General features: G+C 71.4%; 17 protein-coding genes and 2 pseudogenes. 7 read left to right on the top strand and 12 right to left on the bottom strand.

Going from position 1 to position 15300, the window contains the following annotated elements; all coding sequences use genetic code 11:
- Window positions 1-140: 140 nt before the first annotated feature.
- A complete protein-coding gene (locus F3T56_RS30405; protein ID WP_149828543.1) occupies window positions 141-1148 on the bottom strand; it encodes a phosphotransferase enzyme family protein in 1008 nt (335 codons plus the stop codon).
- Window positions 1149-1152: 4 nt separating this feature from the next.
- Complete coding sequence (locus F3T56_RS30410; protein WP_149828544.1) at window positions 1153-2607, bottom strand: MFS transporter; 1455 nt, start codon at window positions 2605-2607, stop codon at window positions 1153-1155.
- 207 nt (window positions 2608-2814) lie between these two features.
- Here F3T56_RS30410 and F3T56_RS30415 point away from each other — a divergent pair.
- Window positions 2815-3660 (top strand): annotated as a pseudogene (locus F3T56_RS30415) (helix-turn-helix transcriptional regulator); the annotation flags it as partial.
- Here F3T56_RS30415 and F3T56_RS48385 read toward each other — a convergent pair.
- Together F3T56_RS48385 and F3T56_RS30425 are read right to left on the bottom strand one after the other, a co-directional pair.
- Window positions 3640-4113: an abscisic acid-deficient protein Aba4 family protein gene (locus F3T56_RS48385; protein WP_149828546.1), complete on the bottom strand. Its 474-nt coding sequence runs from the start codon at window positions 4111-4113 to the stop codon at window positions 3640-3642. The pseudogene F3T56_RS30415 and the gene F3T56_RS48385 overlap by 21 nt on opposite strands.
- The gene (locus tag F3T56_RS30425) at window positions 4110-5039 is read right to left on the bottom strand and encodes a hypothetical protein (protein WP_246204054.1); all 930 of its coding nucleotides are present in this window, start codon (window positions 5037-5039) and stop codon (window positions 4110-4112) included. The genes F3T56_RS48385 and F3T56_RS30425 overlap by 4 nt, the downstream gene beginning before the upstream one ends.
- A gap of 265 nt (window positions 5040-5304) precedes the next feature.
- Between F3T56_RS30425 and F3T56_RS30430 the strand changes: the two genes are divergently transcribed.
- On the top strand, window positions 5305-5940 hold the full coding sequence (locus F3T56_RS30430; RefSeq protein WP_425473660.1) for a MerR family transcriptional regulator: 636 nt from the start codon (window positions 5305-5307) through the stop codon (window positions 5938-5940).
- Between the two features lie 42 nt (window positions 5941-5982).
- Here the strand turns inward: F3T56_RS30430 and F3T56_RS30435 are convergent, their stop codons facing one another.
- Window positions 5983-6753, bottom strand: coding sequence for a hypothetical protein (locus F3T56_RS30435; protein WP_149828548.1), 771 nt, complete (start codon window positions 6751-6753; stop codon window positions 5983-5985).
- Between the two features lie 99 nt (window positions 6754-6852).
- Window positions 6853-7323 carry an ATP-binding protein gene (locus F3T56_RS30440; protein WP_149828549.1) on the bottom strand — a complete coding sequence of 157 codons (471 nt, stop codon included), beginning with the start codon at window positions 7321-7323 and terminating at the stop codon, window positions 6853-6855.
- Between the two features lie 418 nt (window positions 7324-7741).
- On the opposite strand from F3T56_RS30440, the gene F3T56_RS48390 reads away from it, so the two are divergent.
- Both F3T56_RS48390 and F3T56_RS30445 read left to right on the top strand, forming a co-directional pair.
- Window positions 7742-7954, top strand: a complete 213-nt coding sequence (locus F3T56_RS48390; protein WP_246204043.1) for a hypothetical protein — start codon at window positions 7742-7744, stop codon at window positions 7952-7954.
- A 10-nt stretch (window positions 7955-7964) separates the two neighbouring features.
- On the top strand, window positions 7965-8522 hold the full coding sequence (locus F3T56_RS30445; protein WP_342787004.1) for a hypothetical protein: 558 nt from the start codon (window positions 7965-7967) through the stop codon (window positions 8520-8522).
- Between the two features lie 10 nt (window positions 8523-8532).
- Here the strand turns inward: F3T56_RS30445 and F3T56_RS30450 are convergent, their stop codons facing one another.
- Complete coding sequence (locus tag F3T56_RS30450) at window positions 8533-10047, bottom strand: HAMP domain-containing sensor histidine kinase (protein WP_149828550.1); 1515 nt, start codon at window positions 10045-10047, stop codon at window positions 8533-8535.
- Window positions 10048-10060: 13 nt separating this feature from the next.
- Window positions 10061-10801 (bottom strand): response regulator transcription factor, encoded by a 741-nt coding sequence (locus F3T56_RS30455; RefSeq protein WP_149828551.1) that lies wholly within the window; start codon window positions 10799-10801, stop codon window positions 10061-10063.
- Window positions 10802-11044: 243 nt separating this feature from the next.
- Between F3T56_RS30455 and F3T56_RS30460 the strand changes: the two genes are divergently transcribed.
- Window positions 11045-12265 (top strand): glycosyltransferase family 4 protein, encoded by a 1221-nt coding sequence (locus F3T56_RS30460; protein ID WP_425473661.1) that lies wholly within the window; start codon window positions 11045-11047, stop codon window positions 12263-12265.
- Between the two features lie 122 nt (window positions 12266-12387).
- Here F3T56_RS30460 and F3T56_RS48395 read toward each other — a convergent pair.
- Window positions 12388-12585 (bottom strand): annotated as a pseudogene (locus F3T56_RS48395) (5,10-methylene tetrahydromethanopterin reductase); the annotation flags it as partial.
- 39 nt (window positions 12586-12624) lie between these two features.
- On the opposite strand from F3T56_RS48395, the gene F3T56_RS30470 reads away from it, so the two are divergent.
- Complete coding sequence (locus tag F3T56_RS30470) at window positions 12625-13443, top strand: helix-turn-helix domain-containing protein (protein ID WP_149828552.1); 819 nt, start codon at window positions 12625-12627, stop codon at window positions 13441-13443.
- On the opposite strand, the gene F3T56_RS46475 is transcribed toward F3T56_RS30470, so the two are convergent.
- Entirely contained in the window at window positions 13427-13582 is a 156-nt protein-coding gene (locus F3T56_RS46475; protein ID WP_172639217.1) for a hypothetical protein, read from the bottom strand. The genes F3T56_RS30470 and F3T56_RS46475 overlap by 17 nt on opposite strands.
- Window positions 13582-14358, bottom strand: coding sequence for an SDR family NAD(P)-dependent oxidoreductase (locus tag F3T56_RS30475; protein WP_149828553.1), 777 nt, complete (start codon window positions 14356-14358; stop codon window positions 13582-13584). The genes F3T56_RS46475 and F3T56_RS30475 overlap by 1 nt, the downstream gene beginning before the upstream one ends.
- 106 nt (window positions 14359-14464) lie before the next feature.
- Here F3T56_RS30475 and F3T56_RS30480 point away from each other — a divergent pair, with 106 nt between their 5' ends.
- The gene (locus F3T56_RS30480; protein ID WP_149828554.1) at window positions 14465-14899 is read left to right on the top strand and encodes an ester cyclase; all 435 of its coding nucleotides are present in this window, start codon (window positions 14465-14467) and stop codon (window positions 14897-14899) included.
- 11 nt (window positions 14900-14910) lie between these two features.
- On the opposite strand, the gene F3T56_RS30485 is transcribed toward F3T56_RS30480, so the two are convergent.
- On the bottom strand, window positions 14911-15252 hold the full coding sequence (locus tag F3T56_RS30485) for a YnfA family protein (protein WP_149828555.1): 342 nt from the start codon (window positions 15250-15252) through the stop codon (window positions 14911-14913).
- Window positions 15253-15300 lie beyond the last annotated feature (48 nt).

A 15300-nucleotide genomic window follows, 5' to 3' on the forward strand; every position in this document is an offset into this window, starting at 1 on the left:
GGGTTCGGGTGCGTTGTCGTCTGCGGGTGAGTGGGGGCTTGTCGCGCCCACGCGGCGGAGCCGCAAATCGACACAGCCCCGCGCCCTACGGCGTACGCACCTGCCGCCCTTGAAGCCCCTGGCCCTGGTAGCCGAACCCGTCACCACTCGGGTGCCAGCGCCTCCGTCAGTCGTGCGACGGCGGCCAGGTCCGGCAGGTTCCGCAACGTGGCGACGACCCGGTCGCTCGCGAACTCGCGCTGGGCCGGGGTAACGTTCGGGTCGATCGCGCACTCGGCCTGTACGCGGACGAAATTCAGGTCCGTCGCGAAGAGCATCGAGAAGGAGTCCAGCCCCTTGATGACAGCGCGCCCGCCGGCGTCCAGGTAGGCCCGGACCAGCCGCCGGGCGGAGTCGGCGTCGAAGTCGTTCCCGCCCGCCCATACATGGACGGCGCGGGCGAGTTCGCGTTCAGCCGATATGAGGCCGGCGTTGTCCCAGTCGAGAAGGGCGGGCCCGGCCGGGCCGACCAGGACGTTCTGCGGCCGCATGTCGAGATGGGACACCACCACGTCACCGGCGCCGGAAGGGGTGACATGGTCCGCCAGCTCCCCCGCCGAGGTGGCGACGAACCGCCCCAGCTCGTCCGCCCACGGCACACCGGCCCGCCGCACCGCCTCGTACAACTCGGCCCAGTCGGCCGGTCGCGGGCACTCCTCGTACCAGGCGTTCGGCGCCCCGCTCGCCCCCTCCCCGGCCCTGTGCAGCAGGGCCAGAGTCCGGCCGCACCACGCCAGGATCTCCGGATCGGCCGGATCCGCCTCGACCCCGTCGACCCAGTCGTACAGCTTCACGTACGACCCGCCCATCGAGGAGGGCAGCCGAGAGACGTACGCCCCGGTGCTGTCCGGCAGGAACCGCGGCGCCGAAATCCCCAGCCCCTCCGCGGCGTTCCGCAACGCGGCCTCCCGCTCCACCTGCCCCTCGTCACAGCCGAACAGAAGCTCCTTCACCGCCCACGAGAAGCCGTTCCCCGACGACAACTTCCAGATCTGCCCCAGCGCACCCCGAGCGACGGGCGTCATGCCCCACGCCGGGGAGCCGGGCCCCACCCCGCATTCGCCGCCGAGGTCGTACACGGTCGCGATGAAACCGGCCCTGCTCCGCATGTGGTCACCTTTCAGTCGTAGCACCGGCAGGTTCTCCAGCTTGCCGGGGCACGGAGCCGCCGCGCAGGAACACGGCGCTGGTGAGGGTGCCGAGGAGCACGAGCGCGGCGTTCAGGGCGATCGCGGCCTTGAGACCGCCGAGCATGGCCGCCGCTCCGCCACCGGTGGCCGCGGCGGTGGCGACGGCGCTCATGATCGGCGTACCCATGGTGATGCCGATCTGCTGGGTCATGGTGGCGAGTCCGGTGGCGAGGCCCTGCTCGTGGTCGTCGAGCCCGGAGGTGGCGGTGACCATGAAACCGACGATGACCAGCATGTTGCCGACGCCCCCGGCGAAGGTGCAGGCCAGCAGCAGCCACATCCAGGAGCGGTCGTCGCCCATCCCCAGCAGGGCGACCGTGAAGACGGTCTGGACGACACCGCCGACGATCAGCGTCCGCCTGCTGCCGATCCTGCCGATGACCTTGGGCGCCAGCGTGCCGCCGACGACCGTACCGACCCCCAGCACGCCGAACGACAGCCCGGCGGCCAGCGGCGAGAAGCCGAGGACTTCCTGGAGGTGGAGGGTGAGGAGGAAGACCAGGGAGGTCTCCGTCAGGAACGCGATCAGCCCGGCCACGTTCCCCCACGCCACCGACCGCTTCCCGAGCACACCGACCGGCACCAGCGGCTCGGAGACCCGGCGTTCGACGCAGTAGAAGACGAGGAGCAGAACGACACCCGCCGCGAGCCACAACAGCGCGGACGCCGAGCCCCAGCCGTGTTCGCCCGCCCGGGTCAGGCCGAGGACGACGGCCAGCAGACCGAGCGTGACGCTGACGGCACCCGGCACGTCCAGCCTCGGGCGTTCGTCGGGCCGGGACTCCTTGATGACGGCCGGGGCGACGAGGAGTACGGCCAGGACCACGGGCACGTTGACGAAGAACGCCCAGCGCCAGGAGAGCAGTTCGGTGAGCAGGCCGCCGAGGATCGCCCCGGTGGTGAAACCGGCCGACATCAGCGCCCCGTTGAGACCGAGAGCCTTCTCCCGCAACGGCCCCTCGGGGAAGGAGGTAGTCAACAGCGACAGCCCTGCGGGTGTGACGGCGGCCGTCGCGAGCCCCTGGAAGACCCGGGCCACGATCAGCACCTCCGGGTTCCGCGCGAGCCCCCCGGCCAACGAGGCCGCGCCCAGCACCACCAGCCCGCCGAGGAACAGCCGCCGCCGTCCGAAGAGGTCGGCCACGCGGCCGAAGAGCAGCGTGAACCCCGCCGCGCACAGCGCGAACGACGTGGCGATCCACTGCAGACCCGCCGACGAGAACCCCAGCCCGTCGCCGATCACCGGCAGCGCCACATTCAGGATGGAGAAGTCCACGGCCAGCATGAACTGAGCCGCGAGGAGCAGCACCAGGGTCAGTTTCAGGCGGGGAGCGAGCGCACCGGTGTCTGTGTCGGTATCCGTATCCGCAACGGGCATGTCGTCGGGTCCCTTTCCCTCGCGTACTCACGAACTCGCGTACGTGTACTCGCGTATCGCTATGGAGAAATCGCTACGGAGAAAGAGGCTCGCCCGCCCCGAGAACCCCAGCCAGAACCCTGTCCCGCACACCCCGCGCGAGAGTGGTCATCACAGCACCACCCTTACGGCACCCGCCCATCCACGGCCCTGTGCATGATGGAACGCATGGTGAACGCCCCGTCCGAACTCGGGGACTTCCTCAGGTCCCGCCGAGCCGCGCTGCGCCCCGAGGACGTCGGGATCGCCCCGCACCCGGCCCGCCGCCGGGTGACCGGCCTGCGGCGCGAGGAGTTGGCGATGCTCGCGGGAGTGAGCATCACCCACTACACCCGCCTGGAACAGGGCCGCGCCCTGAGCCCCTCGGACAGCGTCCTGGAGTCGATCGCCCGCACCCTGCGCCTCACCGAGGACGAGGTCGCCCACCTGAAGACCCTGGCCCGCCCCACCACCCCCGCGCCGCCGGCGTCCCGCGTGGCGCATGCGAGCCAGGCGACCCGCCAACTACTGACCGCCATGACCGACGTACCGTCCCTCGCCCTGGACCGCCGCACCGACGTCCTGGCCTGGAACCGCCTCGGCCACGCCCTCCTCGCCGCCCATCTGCCATCGGAGGCCCCGGACACCCCCGCCACGCGGCCCAACCTGACCCGGATGCTCTTCCTGGACGAGGCCTACCGCGCGCTGTTCCCCGACTGGACCGGCGAGGCGGGCCTCGCGGTGGCCTCACTGCGCCTCGTCGCCGGCCGCCGCCCCGACGATCGCGCCCTCGCCGAACTGGTCGGCCAACTCTCCATGACCTCCCCCGAGTTCGCCTCTCTCTGGTCCCGCCACCCCGTCCGCACCTGCACCTCAGGCACCAAGCACCTGCACCACCCCCTCGTCGGCCGGATGCACCTGACCTTCGAGACCCTCGACATCCCGGGCCCCTCCGGCCAACGCCTCATCGCGTACACGGCGGAGCCGGGCTCTCCGTCCGAGGCGGCACTGCGCCTACTGGGCAGCACCGCGGCTACTGACGGCACCGCGGCTACTGACGGCAGCGGCGCGACGGCCCGTCACCGCCGCCCGCAGCCCGAGGAACACCGACAACCCGAACGGCGACAGCAGGACCGTGAAGACCAGCAGGGGACCCATCAGCAGGGCTGAGATCCCCAGTCGCCTCGCCTCCCGGTACATCCACTGCCCGATGAGGAGGTCCCAGGCGATGACCTGCGCCCAGATGGCCCCGGCGCCGTTCGCGCGTGCCGTCAGTTCGCGGAACGTGTCGATGTCCGGGCTGCTGACCGCGGTCCAGAGCTCGGGGAACACCGGGATCGCCAGCGCCATGTACGTGACCAGCACGGGCACGACGGTCAGCGGTGACCCGGCGATGCGGTCGGTCGGTCCCCACCCCGGGGCGAAGATCATGAGCAGCCAGACGGGCGCGGCCAGCCAGAAGGAGAGCTCGAAGAGGAACCCGGTCACAGCCTGACCCCCTTCGAGGCACCGGCGCCTGGAGCGTCGGCTCGGGCGTCAGTCGCCTTGCCCCGCGCGGGAGTCGGCACCCGCAGCACCCCGTACGTGCCGAGAACGGCGATCCCGGCGATCACCCCGGCCGCCCCCAGGGTCACGCCGTCCGGACGGATCAGCGGCTGCCCCCGCAGCGCCTGCCAGAGGACCAGCGCGAAGGCCGCGGTGTACACCCCCGACGCGAGCAGTACGAGACGCAGCCGCACCCGGTCGTCGGCCAGGCGGGCGAAGCGCGGTGCCAGGGCGGCCAGCACCATGACCACCAGCGGCAGGAGTTGCAGCGCGTGCATGCCGACGAAGTGCGGGATCCGCAGATCGCCGCCGGTCGTCGACCAGCCGGTCAGCGGCATCGAGGGACCCCCGTCCGGTACGCCCACGCTGTGCCCGCCGACCACGTCGGAGGCGCCGCGCGGTTGCCCGGGCTTGGGCTGCGTCATCAGGAATCCGACGGCGGCCCCGGACAGCGCCAGGACGATGCCGGAGCGGATGGCCCAGGCGGACGCGCGGTCGGCGATGCGGGCGCGGAGCAGCAGTACGGCGACGGCGAGCGTGCCGAGCCACAGGATGACGATCGTGACGGCCATCGTGTTGTACAGCGCCGTGTCGAAGGGCGTCGCGTAGTTGAAGTGGCTGCGCTTCCCCCGTATCGCCTGCCCGATGATGATCACCATCTCGACGAGGCTCGTCACCGCTACGACGGTCCCCGCCCACCAGCCCACGCGCCGGCCGCGCGGGAGGAGCGAGAGCATCCAGGCCAGCGAGAGGCCGTACGCCACGAACGACACCGAGAACTTGAACGGCTTGGCCCAGATCGGCGCGCCCACCAGGACCCGGTCGTCGACGACGAGCCCCACGGCGGACAGCAGCGCCGTTACCGCCATCGCCGCCGAGAACAGCACGAGCGGCCGATGCCACGACCGCCATGACCGCGACGACTGCCACCGCCGCGAAGCCGAGGTTGAAGACATGATCCGCACACCAACACCTCCCCCTAATAGATAGCGGCACTCTCCGCTATCCGATAGCGCCACTATCTATGATGGGAGGCGCACTCGGCAAGAGCCGGGCGGCGGGCACGGCAAGGGCACGGCGAAATCAGGGAGTGAACGGGCATTGCGCATCGGAGAGTTGAGCCGGAGAACCGGGGTGCCGGTGCCGACGATCAAGTACTACGTCCGTGAAGGGCTGCTGCCCGCGGGCGAGCTGAGCAGCCCCAACCAGGCGGCCTACGGAGAGGCGCACGAGCGGCGCCTGCAACTCATCCGCGCACTGCTCGACGTGGGCGGCATGAAGGTGGCCGAGATCGCGGACGTACTGGCGGCCGTCGACGACCCGACGCGCCCCCTGCACAAAGTGCTCGGCACCGCCACGGACCACCTCGCCGGCGCGGACACCGAACGCGACGACACCGAGTCGGCGGCCGCGAGGGCCACCGTCACCGACCTCATCGCCCGGCGCGGCTGGCGCACGGACGAGTGCAGCCCCGCGGTGGCGGACCTGGCGAAGGCCCTCGCCGCGATGGCCCGGCTGGGCCACGGGGCCTTCGCCGAGGTGCTCGACGACTACGCCGAAGCCGCCGAACAGGTCGCCCGCGTCGACCTCGCCTACGTGGACCGGCGCGCGGAGGTCGAGGAGATCGTGGAGAGCGTGGTCATCGGGACCGTACTGGGTGAGGCGGTGTTCAGCGCCCTCCGCCGGCTGGCCCACATCGACGCCTCGGCGAAGCTGTACGGCGCGGACGGCCCGCCGGGACGGAGGACGCCGGGACGGAGGACGGACTGAGCCGGCCGCGAGCGGGGCAGACCTCCCGCGCAAGGGCCCTCCTCACCCCACGTCCCACACCACCACCTCCACATCGATCGCCTCGGCCCCCCGCACCGCCCGCACCCGGAACGCCCCCACCCGCTCGTACTCGGTGACGAAGCACCCCACGTCCCCCTCCTGGACGGACAGGGCCTGGCGCCCGAGCTGGGTGTTCAGACTCTCGGCGCACTGCCCATGGTCGGGCAGCGCGGCGGTACCCCACCTGGTGATCCCGAACGGGGCGTAGACCTCGGCGGAACCCCGGATCGCGAGGTCGCCCATGGGCGCGCGGGCCGGGGGCGACGCGTCGAGCCGCCAGCCGCGGACACCGGCGCTGCCGTCCAGGGCGAGGGAGCCGTGCCAGCGGACCCGGCTGGTCGGCGCGGGGAGGGGCGGCGGTTCGGCCGGATCCGAGGCGGGCGGGGGCGAGGTGTCGGCCGGGGGCGGGGAGGTGGGCGGTACGGCGGGAGTGGACTCCTCCTCGGTGGGGTTCGGGGCGGAATCCGTGGCCGAGGGGGACGACGGCGGCTCGGAGGTGGCGTCGGGGGGTACCGGGGCCGCCGGGGCCGACGACGAGGGATCGGGCGACGGGGAGGCGAGGTTCGAGGTCCCGCCTCCGTCCAGTACGGCGATCAACGCGACGGCCAGCGTCACCACCGCACCGAGCAGAGCCCCGCACAACGTGCCGAACGCCCCGATGACGGCCGCCTTGATCCCCGCGTCCTGACGCCGGTACCACGCCATGAACCGCTCGGAACGCCGCCGCCCCGCCGGCATGCCCTGACCTGCCATACGTCACATCCCCGCTCTCCCCCGCGACATGAGCCAGACAAGGCTGCAACGGCGCGCGGAGCGCGTCCAGACCGCATGACCGGCAGGCCGCCCGCCGCCCTACTCGGGTGCGGCCAGGTCGAACCACACCGCCTTGCCGTCGGGGTGGACCAGGCCGCCGTTGCACGGGAGGGCGGAGGCGGTTCCCCAGTGGCCCTCGGTGAGGGCGTCCACGAGGTACAGCCCGCGGCCGCCCTCCTCCCACCCGTCGGGGGTCAACTCCCGCATGACCGGCGGGTTCTCGTCACCGTCGTAGACGATCACTCTGACCCGCCACCCCTCCACCGCCAGCCAGAGAACCGATCCTCCTCCTTTGGCGTGCACACACGCGTTCGTGACGAGTTCGGATGTGCACAGGGCGGCGGCGTCCACGAGGGCGTCGAGGCCGAGCGCGCGCAGGACGGTGGCGACGAAGTCGCGGGCGATCTGCGGGGAGGTGTCGAGGGGCGGGCAGAAGAGGGTGTACGTCGTCGCCGTGGGGGAGAGCTTCCAGGGGGTAGGGGCTGGAATGTTCCGGACGGTTTCGGGCATGGATGATCAACTCCATTGCGACGAGAAGGGATTGCTCGGTTCCCTACCGCGTCGGTGGCTCCTCCTCGGGTGTCGACGGGCCCGGGGTGCGCTTTCAACTGGCGGTACGCAGGGGTGAGTTGCGGACGAGTTATGGACGAGTTATGGACGAGTCCCGTATGTGAGTAATCAATTGAGCACTCTCCGTGAGCGCAGGAATGACCGTAGTCGGCATATTTGCACTGCCGCAATGGGGTCGATGGAAGTACTACGAAAGCGCCCCACAGCCCCCCATAGCCACCCGTGACCACCCTCCATCGCGCGCCACCCCACGCCACCCCCCGCCCGTCACGCCCGTGTGAGGATGGACCGCAGGACCAGGACCAGGACCAGGGCCTGGAACGGGCGGGGCCCTTACGGGGACAGAAACGGGACGGACATGACCAGTCGGTTGCTCATGGCGTACGACGCACGCGCCAAACGGCTCGGCGTACGGGCACGACCCTCCGAGGAGGTACGCGGCTCCACGCGCGCCACCGCCATCCTGGACCACGACGACCCCCGGATCAGGGACCTCGCCCAGCGGGTGGAGGGAGAGCGAGGCGACCCCGCTCGACGCACTGCGGGCCGCGCACCGGATCATCGCGCGTGACGTACGCCCGGTGTACTCGGTCGCGGACCGCCGCCGCGTATCCCGCACCCTGTGGCTCGGGCGCGGCTCGTGCAGTCAGCGGATGGCGGCGCTGGAGGCGGTCGCCCGGGCCGTCCGCGTACGGACGCGCGTGCGCGGGCTGCTCGTCGACGGGGCGTTCTGGTACCCGCGTTTCCCCCGTCTCAAGCCGTTCGTGCCGGAGCAGGTCCCGCTGGCCTGGCCGGAGTTCCGGATCAGCGGCGCATGGCTCCCCGTCGGCGAACTCTTCACCGCCCCCACCACCGACCGCCCCTTCGCCAACAAGGGCGGCGAGACCCTCTTCGACGCGGTCGCCCGCACCGGCATCCACTGGGACGGCGCCCCCGACACCGCCCCCCACCTGCGCCGCCGACGGCCCCCCTTGCGACCTCTCCGCCCAGGTGCTCGCCGACCTCGGCCACTTCGACGACCGCGACGACCTATTCACCCGCCACGGCCAGGCCCTGTGCTGGACGGCCCGCACCCTGGGCGAACCGGTACTGGGCCGCTGGAGCGCGGGAGCACGGGCAACGGCGACCTGAGCCGTTGAAAACCTCCCCCTACACCCCACGCACGGTGAACCCGATCACCAACCCCCCGCCCTCCCGCCGGAAGGCGAACGGCGCCCCACCATGCGCCGCCGCGACCGCGCGCACGATGGACAGGCCGAGCCCGGAGCCCGGCAGGCTGCGCGCGTCGGGGGCGCGATAGAAGCGGTCGAAGATGCGCTCGAGATCGCAACCGGCCACTCCGGGACCCCGGTCGAGAACCTCGACCCGGACGACCTCCGAGTCACCGGCGTCGCCCAGTTCAGCCCGATCGGCATGTTCGGCATGTTCGGCACGTTCGGCACGTTCACCCGTGAACGGACCCCCGACCCCACCCCGCGCGACCACGACCTCGATCGCCCCCGACCCCCCGCGATCGAACTTGGCCGCGTTCTCGACCAGGTTGGACACGGCCCGCTGCAACGCCCCGGCGCGGCCCTCGACGGTGGTGTCGCTCTCCACCCGTACGACGACCTCCCGCCCGGTGCGCCGGCGCGCGGTGGCCGCGACGTCCTCCGCGACGTCGGCCAGCTGGACGCGCTGGACGGGCTCGGTGCCGGACTGTCCGGCGGCGAGGTCGACCAACTCGTTGACGAGGTCGGTCAGTTCGCGGGCCTCCTGGGCGAGGTCGTCGACCAGTTCCTCCCGGACACCGGCGGGCAGCTCGTCCATCCGCCGTAGCAGCGAGATGTTCGTACGCAGGGACGTGAGCGGCGTCCTCAGCTCGTGCCCCGCGTCCTGCACCAGCCGCCGCTGGTCCTCCTCGGACTGCGCGAGCCGTACGAGCATCCGGTCGAAGGAGCGGCCGAGGCGCCCCACCTCGTCCCGGCCGGCGACCGGCACCTGGATGCCGAGGTGCCCGGTCCGGGCCACGTCCTCCGCGGCGCTCGCCAACTGCACGAGCCGCCGGGTCTGCCGCCAGGCCAGCCACCACCCGAAGAAACCCGCCGAGATGACGACACCGGACACGAACAGCAGGGTCCGCTGCTGCAAGTCCCTCAGCAGGTCCTCCGTGTCGCTGAACTCCTGAGCGACCTGGACGGCCCCCCGGCCACCGCCGAGCGCGACGGTCGCGACCCGGTAGCGGTCGTCGCCGACCTCGACCTCGCCGTGCTCGACCATCACCCCGGCGCGGGCCGCGCCGGCCGTACGGCGGTCGGCGGGACGTACGGGCAGGCCGGGTGCGCCCTCGTCGAGGATCTCCCCCTGCGGGCCGAGCACCTGGACATCCGTACGGCCGGAACGGATCAGGTCGTCACGCGGACCGCCGCTCCCGCTCGGCGTGAAGTCCTCCGGCGTCAGCGGATCCTGCTCCACCAGCTCCCGCAGATCACGGACGACCTCGGCGAACACGGTCTGCTGGTCCACCCGCACCAGCCGCGCGGCCGCGCTGTAGCTGAGGATCCCGACGAGCACGGTGACGACGCACGCCACGGCCACGAACGACACCGTGAAGGTCGCCCGCAGCGAGGACGACGGGCGCAGCCGAAGGAGCGGCGCCAGCAGACGGCCGAGGCGACGTGACATCCCCCGCTCGCCCTCAGTCTTCCCGGAGCGCGTACCCCACACCGCGCACGGTGTGGATCAGCGCGGGCGCCCCGGGCTCGTCGAGCTTGCGCCGCAGATAGCCGACGTAGACGGCGAGGTTCTTGGAGCCGGGGCCGAAGTCGTAGCCCCAGATACGGTCGTAGATGGTGGCGTGGTCGAGGACGATCCCGGCGTTGCGGACGAGCAGTTCGAGCAGGTCGAACTCGGTGCGGGTCAGCTCCAGCTCACGCGCCCCCCGCCAGGCCCGCCGCGCCTGTACGTCCATCCGCACCCCGGCAGCCGCGACCAGGCCGCCGGCGCCCTGCGCCCCGTTCGCGGCCGGCCCCGGCGGTACGGACCTCGCGGCGACGGGGGCGTCCCCGGTGTTCCCCGTACGACGCAGCAGCGCGCGCAGCCGGGCGAAGACCTCCTCCACGTCGAACGGCTTGACGACGTAGTCGTCCGCCCCGGCGTCGAGCCCGGCGATCCGGTCGGCGGTCTCCACGAGCGCGGTGAGCATCAGGATCGGCGTCCGGTCGCCCTCGGCGCGCAGCACCCGGCAGACCTGGAGGCCGTCGATGCCGGGCATCATCACATCGAGCACCAGCACGTCCGGCTGCCGGCGGTGCGCCTGGGCGAGCGCCTCGACGCCGTCGGCGACCGCCGTGACCTCGTAACCCTCCAGGGTCAGCGCGCGTTCCAGCGCATGGCGGATGGCGCGGTCGTCCTCGGCGAGCAGCACGTTCTGGGGCACCCCACCAGTCTGCCAAGGTCACGGACGCCCACCATCGCGCCGGGTGCCCGGGGCCACCCTTCTTACCGGCCTCTCACCCCGAACAACCGACCGACTTACCGCCTCGGACCACGGTGTCCGTGTCGAGGCCGTCCACCAGGGGACCCGAACCGGACGAGCGGAGGGAGCGAATGGAGTACAAAGTGTCAGAAGAAGTGCAATACGCCGATACCCCCACACGCACACCTACTGGGAAGGTAGCGCATGAGCCGCCGCATGAAGATCGTGTTCCTGCTGCACAACGCGTACGCCATCGGCGGCACCGTCCGTACGACACTGAACCTGGCGTCGGCGCTCGCGGACCACCACGACGTGGAGATCGCCTCGACGGCCCGCCACCGGGACGCCCCCCGCTTCACCGTCGACCCCAGGGTCGCCCTCGTCCCCCTCGTGGACATCCGCCCGGACAGCCCCGACCTGCGCGATCCGGCGCAGATGCAGCCCGCCACGGACTTCCCCGCCGCCGACAAACGCCACCACCAGTACAGCCGCCTCACCGACCGCCGGGTCCGCGCCTACCTGGCCGCCTGCGGCGCGGACGTCGTCATCGGCACCCGCCCCGGCATCAACGTCTACGTCTCCCGCTTCGCCCCCCGCCGCGCCCTGCGCATCGCCCAGGAGCACCTGCGCCACGACGCCCATACCAAACAGCTCCGCAAGGTCCTCGCCCACCACTACCGCACCGTGGACGCGATCGTCACGACCACGGAGGCCGACGCCGAGGTGTACCGCGCACGGATGAACCTGCCCGGCGTACGGGTGATGGCGGTCCCCAACATCGTCCCCGAGACCGGGGTCACCCCGTCGGACGGCACGGCCCCCGTCATCGTCGCCGCCGGCCGCCTCACCCGGGGCAAACGCTTCGACCTCCTCCTGGAGGCGTTCACGACGGTCGCCGCGAAGGAACCCGACTGGCAGCTGCGCATCTACGGCGGCGGCAGACAGATGGACCGCCTGGAGTCCCTCATCCACGACCTGGGCCTCACCGGCCGCGCCCACCTCATGGGGCCGCACACCCCCATCGAGGCCGAGTTCGCCCGCGCCTCGATCGTCGTCAGCGCCTCCGACGCCGAGTCCTTCGGCATGACCCTCGTCGAAGCCATGCGCTGCGGCGTCCCCGTCGTCAGCACCGACTGCCCCCTGGGCCCCGCCGAGATCATCACCGACGGCACCGACGGCCGCCTGGTCCCCGTCAACGACCCCCACGCCCTGGCCGACGCCCTCCTCGACCTCATCACCGACCCGCCCCTACGCCGCGCCATGTCCCAAGCGGCCCTGCACAGCGCCCACCGCTACGACCCGGCCCCGATCCTGGCAAGGTACGAGACCTTGTTCCGGGACCTCAACAACACCCGCCTGACCCGAACTTGGGACCGCCATCACGCAAGGGCAAGGGCTTGGCTGCGGAGGAGGGCGCGTTCCTGAGAGGGGGGTGCGACCGTTCTTTCAGGGGCGCGGGGCTGTGTCGATTTGCGGCTCCGCCGCGTGGGCGCGAGCAACCACACACAACCCGCACCCTGCCAACAACCGCACCCCTACGGCGAATCTCAGCCCGCCAACGCCGCCAACCTCCCCGCATGGCTGGGCGCATCCCGCACAACCGCCGGACGGCTCTTCGCAAACTCCGACCGCAACACCGGCACAACCTCCTCCCCCAACATGTCGATCTGCTCAACCACCGTCTTCAACGGCAACCCCGCATGATCGACAAGGAACAACTGCCGCTGATAGTCCCCGGCATACTCCACTGCATCGATGTCAGTGGCGCCCCCTACTCTCGCCGCATGGCCACCCCACGCCGTGACACCCACGGCATCGTCGACGCCGCCGGCCTCCTCGCACACGTGGACTTCCGCCGCCGCGCCCCCGCCGAACCCCTGCGCCCCTACGTCGAGCAGTACTGGCTGATCGACTGGGACCTCCCCGAGCCGTACGTCTCCCACGTGGTCCCGCACCCGGCGGTCAACATCATCTTCCAGCACTTCGCCGACGAGCAGCCCTTCGCCGAGGTCGCCGGCGTCCAGCTGGGCCTGTTCGCCCAGAAACTGGAGGGCCGGGGCCGGGTCTGCGGCATCAAGTTCCGGCCCGGCGGCTTCCGCCCCTTCGCCCCCGACCGCCCGGTGACCGACTGGACCGGCCGCCGGGTACGACAGCCCGAGGTCTACGCCGACACGAACCCGGCCACCGTCCTCACCCCCGACGACGAGGAGGCCCGCATCGCCGCCCTCGACGCCTTCCTCCTGCGGCACCACCCCAGGCCGGACCCCCAGGCCGACCTCGCCATGACTCTCGTGGACCGCATCCACACCGACCGCACCATCCGCCGCGTCACCGACTTCGCCCGCGCCGAGGGCATGTCCGTACGACTCCTGCAACGCCTCTTCGCCGCGTACGTCGGCGTAGGGCCCAAGTGGGTCATCCTCCGCTACCGCATCCACGAGGCCCTGGAACGCGCCGAAACCGACCCCGAGGTCGACTGGGCAGCCCTCGCCACCGACCTGGGCTACGCCGACCAGGCCCACCTGGTACGAGACTTCACGGCGACGGTAGGGGTACCGCCGAGGACGTACGCGCAGGCCCTGTCGCCTACTTCGCGTGCGTGACCGCGTAGATCATCACGAACGCCACGATGTGGATGCCGAAGAGGAAGTACGCGAGGAACCACCACACATACCGCTCGTTCTTCGTCTCCTCGGCAAGCCGGCGCTGTTCCGGGGTGGGGCCCTCGCCCCCTGGCGGCATCACAGCTCCCGGTGGACCTTGGTGTTGGAGGCCTGGGCGCGGGGGCGCAGGACCAGGAGGTCGACGTTGACGTGGCTGGGCCGGGTGACCGCCCAGGTGATCGTGTCGGCGACGTCGTCGGCGGTCAGGGGCTCCGCGACGCCCTCGTAGACGCTCGCCGCCTTGTCCGCGTCGCCGCCGAAGCGGGTCAGGGCGAACTCGTCCGTCCTCACCATGCCGGGCGCGATCTCGATGACCCGGACCGGTGTACCGACGATCTCCAGCCGCAGCGTCTCGGCGAGGACATGCGCCCCGTGCTTGGCGGCGACATAGCCCGCCCCGCCCTCGTACGTCCCGTGCCCGGCCGTCGACGACACCACGACCACCGTGCCGTCACCGCTCGCGGTCAGCGCGGGCAGCAGGGCCTGGGTGACGTTGAGCGTACCGATGACGTTCGTCTCGTACATCTGCCGCCAGTCGGCGGGATCACCGGTGGCGACGGGGTCGGCACCGAGCGCGCCACCCGCGTTGTTGACCAGCACCCCGATCGCCCTGAAGGCTGTGGCGAACTCGTCCACCGCGGCCCGATCGGTCACATCCAGGGCGTACGCGGCGGCCTTACCGCCGCCCTTGTTGATCTCCTCCGCCAGCGCCTCGATCCGGTCCTTGCGCCGCGCGGTCAGCACGACCCGGTACCCCGCGGCGGCCAGCTGCCGGGCCGTGGCGGCGCCGATCCCGCTGCTCGCACCGGTGACGACGGCGATACGGGAGGCGGCGGACGGTACGGCGGCGGCCATGATCTGCTCCTGAACGGGGTCGAACGTAGGACAAAGTCTCGCCCGGCCAGGATAGGCGGACGGTGAGACACTGAGAGTGGGTGATCCCCTGTTGAGGAGGTGGATCATGGGACAAGCTCGTGAAGTCATGGACCGACTCACGGACGCGGTCACCACACACCCCGACCTGAAGGCCCTCGCCGCGCTGTACGCCGAGGACGCGGTAGCCGTCACCCCCGACGGCGGCGAGCTCCACGGCCGGGACGACATCGTCGCGTACTGGCGCCAGATGACCGAGGCCATCCCGCAAGGCACGTACGAGGCGGTGCACGCGTACGAGGTCGGCGACACCGCCATAGACGAGGGTTACTTCACCGGCAAGAACACCGGCCCCATCCAACTCCCCTCCGGCGAAACCATCCCCGCCACAGGCAAGGACATCAAGATCCGCGGCGTGGACTTCGCCACCGTCAAGGACGGCCGGATAGTCGAATACCGGCTGTACTTCGACGAGATGGAGTTCCTGGGCCAGCTGGGCCTGCTCCCGAAAGAGCCGTCTTGACGGACAGACAATTAACCCTGAGTGCCTCGCGGCGCATACATGATCACCGCCATGCCCGCGAGGCAGATCAGCGCCCCCGTCACATCCCAGCGGTCTGGCCGGTAGCCGTCCGCGACCATCCCCCAGGCGATCGACCCGGCCACGAAGACACCGCCGTACGCCGCCAGAATCCGCCCGAAGTGCGCATCCGGCTGCAACGTCGCCACGAACCCGTACACCCCCAACGCGACGACCCCCGCCCCGACCCACACCCACCCCCGATGCTCCCGCACGCCCTGCCACACCAGCCAGGCCCCACCGATCTCGAAGACCGCGGCCAGCACGAACAGAACGACGGAACGGGCGATCACCATGCCGGCAGCTTCGCACGGCGCTCCGGGTGGGGGTTCTTGGCCGCCAGG

Source organism: Streptomyces tailanensis, assembly GCF_008386495.1.
Lineage (GTDB): Bacteria > Actinomycetota > Actinomycetes > Streptomycetales > Streptomycetaceae > Streptomyces > Streptomyces tailanensis.